This window comes from Lentibacillus kimchii (assembly GCF_042666895.1).
In the GTDB taxonomy this organism is placed as follows: Bacteria; Bacillota; Bacilli; order Bacillales; family Amphibacillaceae; genus Lentibacillus; species Lentibacillus kimchii.
This window is the reverse complement of the sequence record NZ_JBHTGR010000039.1, coordinates 1-13,020: the sequence shown is the minus strand read 5'-3', so window position 1 is coordinate 13,020 and position 13,020 is coordinate 1. Positions and strand designations below refer to the sequence as shown.

Here is a 13,020-nt window from a genome sequence, read left to right as displayed (position 1 = left end):
ACAAGATCCCGCAGGATCGCAATTTCTAGATCCTTATCACCAAGCAGCTGTTTGAGATGATCGTTTTCTTTGGTTAATTCACCAACTTCCTGGTTACTGGCTGCATCAGCATCAACGCCGGCAAAGCCTCCATCATGGTATTGCTTTTGCCAACGGTGAAGCATGTTAGGTGTAATCTCATATCGTCTGGCCACAGCTGCTTTATTGCCGACTTCCTCGGCTTCTTGAATAACCTGGACTTTAAATTCATTGGAATAATGTTGGCGTTCCATAACAAGATCCCCTTTCAACTTTAGTGTAACGCTTGTTACCTTAAGTGTTCAAAGTCACTTGGGGGCTTGTATGGTAGAAATAAATAGGAACCTTTTAGGAGATTTTAGTTTTATGTCTTTTGTTGCATTTTATATGGGCGTTATTTTGATGCCTTTTTTGTGTGTTATTTTTTGTTTGAATTTGGTATCTATATTGAAAAAAATAAAAAGTAATGAAAAAACAACGGTTAATACAGTTTGGATGACAATTTCATTTACAGTAATTATGTGGAGCATTGCAATACTTGCTTCTTATGAAGGCGCTTAATCTAAAAGAGAATACCTCTGTTAAGCTAACGGGCGCGCTAATCTAATAACTTTGCGCTAAATTTTGGCATTTAGTTGAAGAAGATATGTTAAGATTAAGTAACTAAACGGAGGGATATCAATGAAAAAATTTATTGTATTTTCCATTAGTTTTATAGCTTTGTTTGCCGTATTTCAAATTCTATCCGGATATTTTATGACACTTTTCTATACTCCAGATATGACAAGTGCTTGGAGTCAAAGTGGAAGTTTATCTAGCAGTGTTACTATTGCAGGAAGTTCTTCTTTTTCACCATTGCTTTTAGCTTTTCTAGCAGCAGGAATTGCTTATTTTTCACCTAAGATATTTATTAAAAACAGCAGCAAATAATCTTCCGTGATCGGGAGCTTGCCGACAGAAGGAGAGAATAAAATGCAAGAAAAATTGAATTTATGGACATTTGTATCTTCAATAATTTGTATAATTTTATTTCTACTGGTTTCCTTTTCTGGTTGGTTTGGAACCTCCGTAATGGGGGTTCACCCTTTGGCACCGATCCTAATAATTACTTTATTAACATTTCTGTTTAGCGTATTTGGATTATCAGGGATAAAAGACTTGAAAGGTTTGGCAAGAGGGACATCAACAATACTTTTAACGATAAGTTTATCTGTTTTACTGAGCTATATATTACTAATAGGAAAATTGTTCAGCTAAAGGGCGCGATACACCACACATGAAAACAGCTAATATGAGGATCATAGAAGCCATTTTAATTGATCGCCTAGGCTACAAGCCCCGAGGATCGATGAGAAGCTTCTCAATACCTTGGAAAAAAAAGAGGCTATGATCAGATGATATCTCGTTTCATAAAACTATTTTACGTTCTCTTCTATAAAACAGTTAGTGAAGAATTTAAATAATTCATTTACAATATAGACATCGTGATATGTATAGGGGAGGGAAATGTAATCGTTAGCTCATTTCATATGCTTTGGCTTATAGTCAAACGAAACTTGTTATTTTGGTTACTGATCATAAGTCTATTTATCTTTCACTTTTATGTATTCTACATAACGCTGTTAACCTCGGATGAATATGATCCGGGCTATTCGCTTGTCGGCAACAGTTATACGGTTCAAGGTGGTATTTTTATATTTCTGTTCCTGGGTGTTATGTTTGTGAGACTAGAGCAAAGACACGAATGGGACCAGTTATTACGCCCAATCCCTCATGCCCCCATCAAAAAATTAATGGGGAAGCTGTTATTCGCTATCACGGCCATTTTCGCATTATGTTTTTTAACTTATATTATGTGGGCTGCGATGGTTTTTCTATCCGGGCTGCCACTTTCGGAGTTTTATGTACAGGCCTTTTTGTATTTTATGCTTTATTGGGGCATAACTTTCTTCATTAGTTTGCTTATTGGGATACTCATGGCTGAATTGATCGGAAATTTGTTTGTTTATGTGGTTATTTTTATACTCTGGCTAATGATAGGACCATTAAACCAAATGTTTTTTAATGAACTGCTCATCTACTTTCCTGAATCCATTCTAAACTGGTTATCGCGGGAACTGAACCTGGGAGAGTATAATCCGTATATGGCTTATGATGCCATGTATGGTTTTTCTTTAGAAGGCTATCACTGGGTGAAGCGTTGGATTTGGATAGCATCGTTCCTGACATTGATATGTCTGACAGTTCTTGTTAAGCAGAAAATGCCTTTAAGGAAATACTGGCTCATGCCTTTCCTGCTCATAGTTTCTCTTGTTCCAGCCTTGTGGTATGTCAATACACCGCAGCAAGTACTGACATCCAACGGGAGCTCACTTGACCGCGAAATCTATGATTATCAATATTACAATAATTATTCGTTTTCCCATACGAAGTCTTTGGAAGAAAACAAAGTTAACGTTCTAGATTACGATATAGATCTCACGATTGACGACCGGTTAAAGGCAGATGTAACTATGAAAATAGCAGCAAAGGGAGATCATCCGTCACATTCAAAAGCAACCTTTTCCCTGTATCACCGTTTTAAAATATCGGATGTCTTCTTAAACGGTCAGAAGATTCCATATGATCAAAACGGGGATTCGGTAACTGTGAATCTTTCGACACAAGAGATATCTGATGGGAAGGATACACTGACCTTTCAATATGAGGGCGCATCGTCCCCTTTATTTGTTGCCAATCAGCAAGCTGTTTATTTGCCGTATTATTTTCCCTGGCTGCCAAGTACAAGCTCTTATCCAGCCATGCACTATGAAAATTTCGCACTCCATCGCAACAATCATGCTGAGACAGATAAAACCCATTATCAGTTAACGATTCATGGACAGGAACCTGATTATACAAATCTTAATCAGAAAGGGAAGCATACGTGGGAGAAAACAACGGACGAAGGTGTTACGCTCGCTGCAGGACTGCTAACGGAAAAAGATAAGGGAAATGATCAATTTGTGTATCCACTCACATGGGAACGCGGATTAGAGGATCTAGACAAATATAAGCAGAATATTAAGCAAATGAAAGATAACATCATGAGTGATTTGAATTTACCGGAAACACAAATGCCGGAAACAGTCGTAGCGCTGCCTGCTTTATCAAGTGCCGATTCCATGTATCATACAGAAGACTTATGGCTTACGAAGGATACATTATTAGTGAGTCTGTCCCAAGGAAGCACACCTGGCTCGGATATGTTCACCTCTTTAAATGATAATTTGATCTATCGTTTAGTCCCTGCGCTGACATGGAAAAGAGAAGGTATCGATCTATCTTATTATGCGTATTATAATGCTTTTGATATGACATATGGGACAGCCTATAACTTGGATCACGGCATATCTGATGACAAGCAAATAACGAAATCTCAACTATTTCAGATGGTCAAAAACACCGATAATACCGATAAGGCAAACGCATTACAGGCTGTCAGTCAGTTGATTTCAAAAGGTGATGGTGACGATCTGTATCAATTTAGTCACGACTGGTACGACCTTATTCAAAATGAGAAACCTAAATGGCAAAAACTTGAGACATTAGCCAGCGATCACATGGCATCCTGAAACGCGAGGGGGATAGGTATGGAACAATTAATCATCAATCATATGAGCAAAAAATACGGCGAGAAAACCATTCTTGATAATATTTCTATGAACATGGAAGGCATTTATGGCCTTTTAGGGCCAAATGGTGCCGGAAAAACAACGCTGATGCGCATTTTGGCAACATTAATCGAGCCCACTCAGGGAAGCGTGACATTCAATGGGATGAGTTGGCACCAGAAAGATGAAATCAGGCAAAAGATCGGCTATCTTCCTCAGACCTTTTCAGCCTATAAACAGGTTCGCGTGTTTGAATGTCTTAATCATTTAGCGATTTTAAAAGGAATTCAGGACAAAACCTATCGACGACAGCATATAGACAAGATTCTTGATCAAGTCAATTTAAAGGAACAAGCTAAAAGTAAAGTGAAAACATTATCGGGCGGTATGCAGAGACGACTCGGCATCGCTCAAGCTTTACTCGCAGATCCGCCTATTCTCATCATTGATGAGCCAACAGCAGGGCTGGATATTGATGAACGGGCCAGGTTCAGGCAAGTATTACGGCAAATTAAAGAAGGACGGCTTATTGTGATTTCAACCCATCTTGCTGAAGATATTTCATCCCTGGCTCAAAAAATCGGTATATTAAAAGAGGGGCAGCTAATATACGAAGGATTTGTCAGTGACTTCCCTGCTATTGCGAAAGATAAGGTTTGGGAAAAGAAAATCGATGATGAAGAGCTCAATTATATGGATAACGATCAGATCCTTTCCGTTCAGGAAGGTCCTGATCACCATGTTGTTCGTTTTATGTCAAAAGAATCCGTGAAACAAGCCTATCCAGTTCAGCCAAATATTGAGGACACGTACCTTTTTGCCCTGCGCGGTGGCCTTGATGTATAACAAGTCTATGATTCTATTCGAAACAAAAGTTATGGGAAATGCCTTTTATCTCCCTTTCATCGGATTTTTACTAGCTTTGGGGCAAATTTTTTGGGGAAAGGATAGCGATTTATCCCTTTTATTTTGGTCATTGGAATTCATCGTGACACCTTTATCAAGCTGGTGGACCGTCTTCTTGTTTTATGAATATTATGAGGAGGAAGCAGCTGAATTATTATTCAGTTATCCCATTTCAGCATTTAAACACGGGCTTGGGCGAATTCTAGTATTTTTATCGGGATATATTGTGTTGTTTATTAGTTTATTGGCTGTTGCCAGCTTAGCAGACAAGGGGGCATTTCTGGTCCTTATTGTTCAATACATACCAGAGACACTACTTTTTTCTGGATTCGCTTTTTTAGCTGCTGTGATAGTACGAAATATTTTTGTACCCCTTATTATAATCATATTTTACATCACAACAGAGTTTTTTACGAAAGGCAGCCTCATTCCCTGGTACCATGCCATGTTTTTTAATACATCACCCGTGCAGTTTCAGGATATTTGGTCCAGATCCCTTACAAACCTTGTGATATCAGTGGTACTTATGCTTCTTGGACATCTATATCTGTCAAAGAGAAAGCGATCATGAGTTTAGTAAACGGATGATGGGTCATTAATAATGTCATGTATGATTTATTTTTCATTGGTGATTTGATGTAATGTTTTCCTAGAACATTACGTCAAAAAGTTGAGTTATGCTAAAATTAAATCAATATAAATTTAAATGAGGATTGCTCAACTGTCCGTCCATTAGGAGCAACAAAAAAGGGGAGAAGAAAAATGACGGTGAAACTAGAGTCAATGGACTCTGATGAGTTTCAACAATATCTGGAGTATGCAATAAAAAACTATGCGGATGAACACATTAAGTCTGGTGATTGGGGCGAACAGGAAGCATTTAGCAAAGCAAAAAAGGAATTTGAAGAGTTATTGCCTGAAAAGGAGAATACGGAAAACAATTATCTGTTTACTATATGCGATAACGATGAAGAAGTAGGGATGATTTGGCTTGCACAAAGAACAAAAGAAGAAGGATTTATTTTTGATATCAATGTTTGGGATGGCAACAAACATAAAGGCTACGGTGAGCAAGCAATGAAAGACCTTGAAATTGTAGGTAAAGAGATAGGCTTGAAAAGCATAGGACTCCACGTCTTCGGACATAACAAAATAGCACGGAATCTATATGAAAAATTAGGATACACAGAAACAAATATAAAAATGAAAAAGGTATTATAAGTGATTTATTATATTGTGGTAGTCGGGCGCGATTGTGTAAGTCGTCGAAAACGTCGAGCCGTTACGTTCGGCAGCCGAGATTCAAAACATGCGTGAAGCGCTGAATCAGACCACATTTCTGAGACGTAATAACTTATTATTTAGTCTGGGGATTAATACCGGTCTGCGGGTTGAAGATGTGAAAGGCCGAAGCAGCGTGAAGATTCAGGAAGGCAAGACTAGCAAATCACGGCTGTCCATTTAGATGCGGTTATGATTATGTCGGAACCCACACCATGCGGAAAACCTTCGGGTACCACTATTTCCAGCAGACGCACGATATTGTGACCCTGATGGTCATCTTTAATCACTCGCCCCCCCAGAACATCACCAAATGTTATATTGGCATTGAAGAAGACGCTATTAAAAACAGCTTGAAAGATTTTCGATTATAAGATCGTTAAACAAGTCAGGGATAGGACAGGCGTGTCCAAAAGCACACTGATCAGGTCAGATCACCGAAGAGGCTAGGTATCATGCTGTAAAGAAGTTATTTTGATGCCTTCCTACTCATGTTCTGTAACATATATAGTAATTCCTGAATTGATACTTATACATTTTAACAATTTGTACCGACAAATCAGGAAGGCGCATTTTCTTATCCCTAAAATGTGTTTTTTGTTGAATAGTCTTTTCTGCTATTAGCTATATTATGGAAAAGTTAAAACTTCGTTGAGATTTATCTTTTTAATTGTCTTAAATAAATTTGTGCAGCAATAAGGAGTGAAAAACCAACTGATATATTAAGTAACCCTTTACCCAATGTCTCTTGTATGGACAAAGGTGATGTATTAAAAAACATGACATGATACCAAGGGATGACCTGTCCAAGGGTTAGCACTTCTGTAGCTACATACACACCTATGACCATGATAGTGATACTCACATTTTTTGTAAGTATAACTATCAAGAAACTGCCATATGCGAATATGATAGCTTCGGAAAAATACTGGATGAATAAGGGTATAAACGCTGCGTTCACCATTATCATATCTATGGCTGTGATCGTGATCGATAAAAGCAATAAATACATGACTAAAAAGTAATTCACTCTAATAAACCCATGTTCCCAATGAGTTAATGGATAGCTCCTTAATAAATCGTACAACCCTTCTTCAAAATAATCATAGAATAGATAGATGATCCACCATCCGGACATAGGTATTATTAAGTATTCCATTATTTTAAAAATAACAGCCTCATAACCATGAAACGTGAACAATTGATAAATTAAAAAAATATATACAAACATCGGCACGTAAAATGATAATCCCATTGATTTTATTTCAAAAAACGGGTGACATTTTAAATTAAATCGTTTCATTGTTTTCATATCTCATTCTATACAAATAGGCATCTTCTAAAGTAGGCCAATCAGACGTGCAGGCCCTTTGATTTCTAAAATCAAAATATCGAACGCTGTAATGATCGCCCATTTGTTTTATAGAAATAATAGCATCATCGTCCAGACTATCTAACTGTTTCTGTGACAGCTCAGATTCGAACACACATCCACTAGCCACTTGAATCACTTCATCACGTGTTCCTGAGCTAACAACGCTTCCGTTTTTGATAATTCCTATATGATCACACGTCGTTTCTAAATCTTCCACTATGTGAGAGGAAATAATGATAATCCTGTTTTCTGATAAACTTCTTAGCAAGCGACGGAAACGGGATCTTTCCTCTACATCTAGTCCAGCCGTCGGTTCATCAATAACCAGAATCTCAGGATCCCCTAGAAGAGCCTGGGCGATACCAACCCTTCTTAACATACCGCCGGACAAATGCTTTATTTTTGTCTTTTGATTTTGTTCAAGGTTTACCTGTTGCAATACTTGCTGCACTTCCTCATTTCTTGAATCTTTATTTTCCCGACCTTTAAGAACAGCAAAATGATCCAAGACATCAAGAATGTTTAGGTTTTGATACATTGAAAAATGCTGCGGTAAATACCCAATCAATTGTCTGACATTATCTTTGTTTTCCCAACTTATCTCGCCATATTTAATCTGGCCTTCATCAGAGTGAACTAAAGTGGTTAATATTCGCATCAGTGTCGTTTTACCAGCACCATTTGGGCCTAATAATCCAAGAGAACCCGGGATATCTAAATTTATGTTGTCTAATACCTTTCTTCCGCCAAAATATTTTGTTAGATTTTCTATTTTTATTTTATCCATATACACACACTTCCTAGCGGTATTGTTTAATAAGTTCTAACAACTGGCCCCAGCCTTGCTCGTCTTTTTTGACCAATTTAAACCAATCATTCAAAAAGTTATTCATTTTTTCATAATCATTAAAGGATGTAACCCAATTCGTAATAGCCGATAAAGCTTCAATTTTTTGCTGATCTCCTTTTAAATGATCTGGTAATAATTCACCTTCATCAGGAATATGATGTTGTTTATTATAGACGTACGCAAAAACTGTACCAAAATAACGGGCAAATGGTGATTCATCAACACCTGAATGTTTCCAAGTCAACGCTGGTACAGCCCAGTAGGCGTAAAAAGATTGTGGTTCTGGCATTAATGATTGTTGATAGCCTGAATTTTGACCATATATCATATAATCTTCAGTATACCAGATACGCTGGGATGACAAATGATCACGAATAGACAAAATCGGCAAGTACAACACCTTATTCGGATCATGTAAGTCCAGACCTAAGTTTTCTGACACAGCCTGTATTAGTTTATGGTTGGCTTGTTTCAGCATTTCTATATCTTTAGCACTATGACGCGGCCATGAGTTTGGCTGAATTAAAATGTCTTCCTGGAATTTGGTTTTATTGATCTCTCCTGCAGCTAAAGTCAATCCATGATCAGCTTTACCTTTCCAAACATGATTGTTGACCCGAGATAAGTTTGTATAAATTTGTTGATTGCCATCGTAGTTCAAAGTGAATTGAGCTTGTTCTTCTAACTGATGATTGTTTCTTAATAATTCTCCTGAATTTGACGTATTAAATGCCGGCTTTTGTAAAGACGAAGGCAACCATGGAAAATAATAAGGTAAATAAATGGCTTGCCTATTAGCAAAAAAGTTCGGAGAGCTTGTCCCTCTATAACTTACTTGAACATCCACATTATCGCCAGGGTCTAATGATTGATCTAGTTTGACTGTAAAAAAGTCTCGATTTTGTTTAACATTCACTGGCTTATTATTGACACTGGCCTGTTTAATCTTAAAGTTGTGATAAAGCGATAATGTTATTTGTTTTAGCGGCTTCTTCTCATTATTCACAACACTCATAGAAACGGTCGCTTCTAAGACTCGATCAATATTTAAATTGATTTTGTAATCGTTAATGGTTACATCAGTCTTGCGAATGTTATCCAACGATTCAGGATGTGCTGAATAATAATTATAATCATAGTTCTCACGAGCGTTTTCTGTGCTGGATGCACTTACATAAATTTGACGATCAAGCGTTAGAAAATGGATTGAAGGCATTAATAATAAAATACTCACTATTAAAACGATAACTATTTTTTTATTCAATTGGTTTTTAATTAAGTAGATAATTGAAAAAATAGCTATGAGACACAAAATCCAAAGAAGTTTTTTAGCCCAGTGAAATTCACTTAATGGAAAACCATAAAAGGCATTAAATATGGCATAAGGGTTAGGTTCTCCTAAATTTAATAAAGATAGAATCTTGTCTGCTCCTAACTTTGAAGCAGAGTTTCCCAACAAAAATTTATTGGCAGGACCTATGAGCGCCCAGATGAAAATTAAAATAGGGTAAACTAATTTCCCCTTAATGATGTAAGCTAATAAACAACCAATTAGCAAAGAAATAAGAAAAGTAAGACCCCAGTATAAAATAATATATTGATATGCACTCCAATAAAATGTCGACAGTTCTGTACCAGTAAACCACAACTTAAAAGCAAACATAACGTAAGAAGCTGAAATTAAAATAAATATAAAAATAATACTAAAAATAAGCTTTCCTGATATCTTATGAAATGAGCCATGATGAATTGTTTTAAATATGTCATTAAGATAATGTCTTTCTTCGATTCTTATAAACATCACACCAAATAATAAAAATGCTAGTATTCCGCCTTGAATTAAAAAACTCATCTGTGTAAGTGTTTCACCCGGAGAATAATCGTTTCCAGATGTATAGTAGTCAATTCCCATAAACAAATAGAGAAAATAGGCTATAACCAAAATCCACAAAAACGGATTTTTATTAATGATTTTCCAAGTTAAGCACGCGGTGTGTAAAATTTTCATAATAGTCCCCTTAATGCATAAACTATTGTAAGATTTTGTCACCTAATATGTTATCATATAGATATCGTATTAAAAATAATTTGGAGGGCATCAAGGGGGACGTCCCGAGCATAACTCATATCTTTAAGCGTAGACAGTTAGCCAGCGGGCCGAAAGCCATAGAATAAACTACCGAGAGCCTTTGTTTCCGGCGCAAAGTGTTCAAAACTAGTCGACAGAAAAAAAGGTGAAAACGATAAACCAACAACTTATTTCTTCAGCAGCGAAAGGAAACACAGAAGACGTTCTAACACTGCTTCACGATGGAGCAGCTATCAATGCCACGGATAACAGGGGCAGAACAGCCGTATTGGCAGCGACCTATAACAATAAACCAGATACGATAAACGCACTAATCGAAAACGGTGCGAATATAGATATTCGTGATAACCGCTTGGATAATGTGCTTTTGTATGCAGGCGCAAATGGACTGCTTGACATTGTAAAACTTGCTGTTGCGGCCGGCGCGGATACATCGATTACGAATCGCTTTGGAGGCACAGCACTTATACCTGCATCAGAACGCGGACATGTGGATGTCGTGAAAGAACTTCTTACCCATTCAGATACCGATGTCAATCACATTAATGATTTGAATTGGACAGCTTTGCTGGAAGCAGTCATTTTGGGTGACGGCGGGGAGAAACATCAAAAGATTGTACAACTGTTAGTGGATCATGGGGCCGATGTCCACATTGCCGATGGCGAAGGGGTTACACCTTTGCAGCATGCACAGGAACAAGAATTCAAAGAGATTGAAGCGATATTAAAAAAAGCGGGAGCATAGCTCAAAAACTGTAAGTGCTGAAAGATGAAGAAAAGGCAAACTAACTACAAGAAGTCTGTCTACTGGACGTGCTTCTTATTTTTTTGTTCAATGGTAATGTTTTGATAGAACATTACATGTGAAGATCATGTTGTGGTAGGATTAAAATAATCGCGATTTACTCAACAAACAGGTCGTTCAATCAAAAATATAAAAAAAGGAGGGGCTTATTCATTATGTTTGATTATTTTCTGGAATTAAACCCGATCGCACAGGCAACCATTGCCACACTTTTTACATGGGGCATGACTGCACTCGGTGCTGCGCTTGTTTTCGCAACGAAAGGCTTTAATCAGCGTTTTATGGACAGTATGCTGGGGTTTGCCGGAGGTGTCATGATTGCTGCAAGTTTTTGGTCCTTGCTGGCACCAGCATTGGAAAAAGCGGAAGGCGGGCCTTTACCGGTATGGGCTCCAGTCGCAATAGGCTTTTTGCTTGGTGGTATCTTCCTCTGGGCATCTGACAAACTTCTTCCGCATCTTCATCCGGGGTTGGCCATAGATGAAGCTGAAGGGATCAATCCGGACAGAAAAAGACGCAGCACGCTTCTTGTTTTGGCCATTACACTGCATAATATTCCGGAAGGGCTGGCTGTTGGTGTCGCTTTCGGAGCCATTGCCGCCGATTTGCCGACCGCGTCACTTGGAGGAGCCGTGGCGCTGGCGCTCGGTATCGGCATTCAAAACTTTCCTGAGGGGCTGGCCGTATCGATGCCACTCCGGCGTGAAGGCATGTCCCGGGGAAAAAGTTTCGCCTACGGGCAGGCATCCGGCATCGTTGAACCCATTGCTGGCATCATTGGGGCACTTGCCGTCACCATTATGCAGCCATTGCTGCCTTATGCCTTAAGTTTTGCTGCGGGTGCGATGATTTTCGTTGTAGTTGAAGAAGTTATTCCAGGGTCGCAGGAAAACAAAAATACCGACCTCGCCTCCATGAGTGTCATGGTCGGCTTTGCCATTATGATGATTCTTGATGTCGCACTGGGATAGGAAGGCGGGACAGCTATCGTTCCGTTTTTCATTCTCATGTCCGCGTCTCATCCGCCGTGTGTATCTGGAGAATGAAATGGTTCACATGGCAGGAATGAGTCCGTTTATTAACGTAAACGTTTACGAACCATATACAGAGAATATAATGTTCAAAAAGTACAGAAGGGTGAGCTAACGGGTTCCGTTAATTATCGCAAATATTAAAAATGAAGGTGAAAATGGCTATCAAAATGTAAGTTAATTTGTTAGCCATTTTTCGTAACAAATCAGCGTTCAAATATCTTACATTATCAAATCAGGAAATGAATTTTTCCTAGTTATATAAGGGTATTCTAAATATTATGTTAAAATAAACGTAGTACGCACTATTAAGCAATCGGGTCATTTTGCGTAATAAAAGGAGGTATAAGACAGTGGAAAGATTACGGATAAACTCTTCAAATTAAACAATTTTTTGAGGAGGATAAATAAATGACTATTAGTTTTAGTAGCAGTAAAAAGATAAGCAAAGAACAATTAAGCATATTATATAATGATGTTGAATGGTCTGCTTATACAAAAGATTTACGTAATCTTCAACAGGCACTAGAACAATCATTAGAAGTGTTATCTGCTTGGGATGATGAAAAATTAATTGGATTAGTTCGTATTGTTGGCGATGGATTAACCATTCTTTATATTCAAGATATCCTTGTGCTGAACTCTTATCAAAATCAAGGAATTGCTACTCAACTAATGCAACAAATCTTAAAGAAATTCAAAAATGTTCGTCAACAAGTTTTATTGACTGAGGAAGCCCCTGATGTGAGGCATTTTTATGAAAAGAATGGTTTTCAATCCTGTGATAAAGGATCGCTAGTAGCATTTGCTAAGATGAATTAGAGGTTATTACCGTAGGACGAATAAATAAAGGTGTATGATCGGAAGGAATTCTTTTGAATCCTCCTGATTTACCTTATTCAAGAATTGGGCGCCGCTCGACAAGTTCTGCTATAAGCGTTTTGAAGCGTGAAATGCAGGGGATTAGCTATCGGACAATCCCAACTTTACAATCAAGGATGGGAATGAGGGA

16 protein-coding genes are annotated in these 13,020 nt (G+C 37.9%); 12 read left to right on the top strand and 4 right to left on the bottom strand.

The window, feature by feature from the left end:
• The coding region (locus ACFQU8_RS09915; RefSeq protein ID WP_382359353.1) for a transposase at nt 1-272 on the bottom strand (272 nt) is incomplete at its 3' end.
• Between the two features lie 70 nt (nt 273-342).
• Between ACFQU8_RS09915 and ACFQU8_RS09910 the strand changes: the two genes are divergently transcribed.
• The 9 genes from ACFQU8_RS09910 (at nt 343) to ACFQU8_RS09870 (ending at nt 6,232) form a co-directional block, all read left to right on the top strand.
• Entirely contained in the window at nt 343-579 is a 237-nt protein-coding gene (locus tag ACFQU8_RS09910) for a hypothetical protein (RefSeq protein ID WP_382359350.1), read from the top strand.
• Between the two features lie 120 nt (nt 580-699).
• A complete protein-coding gene (locus tag ACFQU8_RS09905; protein ID WP_382359347.1) occupies nt 700-948 on the top strand; it encodes a hypothetical protein in 249 nt (82 codons plus the stop codon).
• Nucleotides 949-990: 42 nt separating this feature from the next.
• On the top strand, nt 991-1,275 hold the full coding sequence (locus tag ACFQU8_RS09900; RefSeq protein ID WP_382359345.1) for a hypothetical protein: 285 nt from the start codon (nt 991-993) through the stop codon (nt 1,273-1,275).
• Nucleotides 1,276-1,574: 299 nt separating this feature from the next.
• On the top strand, nt 1,575-3,632 hold the full coding sequence (locus tag ACFQU8_RS09895) for an ABC transporter permease (protein WP_382359342.1): 2,058 nt from the start codon (nt 1,575-1,577) through the stop codon (nt 3,630-3,632).
• Nucleotides 3,633-3,650: 18 nt separating this feature from the next.
• Nucleotides 3,651-4,517 carry an ATP-binding cassette domain-containing protein gene (locus ACFQU8_RS09890; RefSeq protein WP_382359339.1) on the top strand — a complete coding sequence of 289 codons (867 nt, stop codon included), beginning with the start codon at nt 3,651-3,653 and terminating at the stop codon, nt 4,515-4,517.
• A gap of 7 nt (nt 4,518-4,524) precedes the next feature.
• The gene (locus ACFQU8_RS09885) at nt 4,525-5,148 is read left to right on the top strand and encodes a hypothetical protein (RefSeq protein ID WP_382359336.1); all 624 of its coding nucleotides are present in this window, start codon (nt 4,525-4,527) and stop codon (nt 5,146-5,148) included.
• Nucleotides 5,149-5,339: 191 nt separating this feature from the next.
• Nucleotides 5,340-5,798: a GNAT family N-acetyltransferase gene (locus tag ACFQU8_RS09880; RefSeq protein WP_382359333.1), complete on the top strand. Its 459-nt coding sequence runs from the start codon at nt 5,340-5,342 to the stop codon at nt 5,796-5,798.
• 88 nt (nt 5,799-5,886) lie between these two features.
• On the top strand, nt 5,887-6,042 hold the full coding sequence (locus tag ACFQU8_RS09875; RefSeq protein ID WP_382359330.1) for a hypothetical protein: 156 nt from the start codon (nt 5,887-5,889) through the stop codon (nt 6,040-6,042).
• Between the two features lie 31 nt (nt 6,043-6,073).
• Entirely contained in the window at nt 6,074-6,232 is a 159-nt protein-coding gene (locus tag ACFQU8_RS09870) for a hypothetical protein (RefSeq protein ID WP_382359327.1), read from the top strand.
• Between the two features lie 284 nt (nt 6,233-6,516).
• On the opposite strand, the gene ACFQU8_RS09865 is transcribed toward ACFQU8_RS09870, so the two are convergent.
• From ACFQU8_RS09865 to ACFQU8_RS09855, 3 genes are read right to left on the bottom strand one after another with little or no spacing between them, the layout of a single operon-like run.
• Nucleotides 6,517-7,170, bottom strand: a complete 654-nt coding sequence (locus ACFQU8_RS09865; protein WP_382359324.1) for a hypothetical protein — start codon at nt 7,168-7,170, stop codon at nt 6,517-6,519.
• Entirely contained in the window at nt 7,148-8,020 is an 873-nt protein-coding gene (locus ACFQU8_RS09860; RefSeq protein ID WP_382359321.1) for an ATP-binding cassette domain-containing protein, read from the bottom strand. The genes ACFQU8_RS09865 and ACFQU8_RS09860 overlap by 23 nt, the downstream gene beginning before the upstream one ends.
• A 13-nt stretch (nt 8,021-8,033) precedes the next feature.
• Nucleotides 8,034-10,091 carry a hypothetical protein gene (locus ACFQU8_RS09855; protein WP_382359318.1) on the bottom strand — a complete coding sequence of 686 codons (2,058 nt, stop codon included), beginning with the start codon at nt 10,089-10,091 and terminating at the stop codon, nt 8,034-8,036.
• Nucleotides 10,092-10,326: 235 nt separating this feature from the next.
• Between ACFQU8_RS09855 and ACFQU8_RS09850 the strand changes: the two genes are divergently transcribed.
• The 3 genes from ACFQU8_RS09850 to ACFQU8_RS09840 all read left to right on the top strand — a co-directional run bounded on the left by ACFQU8_RS09850 (nt 10,327) and on the right by ACFQU8_RS09840 (nt 12,830).
• Nucleotides 10,327-10,917: an ankyrin repeat domain-containing protein gene (locus ACFQU8_RS09850; protein WP_382359356.1), complete on the top strand. Its 591-nt coding sequence runs from the start codon at nt 10,327-10,329 to the stop codon at nt 10,915-10,917.
• 215 nt (nt 10,918-11,132) lie between these two features.
• Entirely contained in the window at nt 11,133-11,948 is an 816-nt protein-coding gene (locus tag ACFQU8_RS09845; RefSeq protein ID WP_382359315.1) for a ZIP family metal transporter, read from the top strand.
• A gap of 471 nt (nt 11,949-12,419) precedes the next feature.
• Nucleotides 12,420-12,830, top strand: a complete 411-nt coding sequence (locus ACFQU8_RS09840) for a GNAT family N-acetyltransferase (protein ID WP_382359312.1) — start codon at nt 12,420-12,422, stop codon at nt 12,828-12,830.
• Nucleotides 12,831-13,020: the final 190 nt, after the last annotated feature.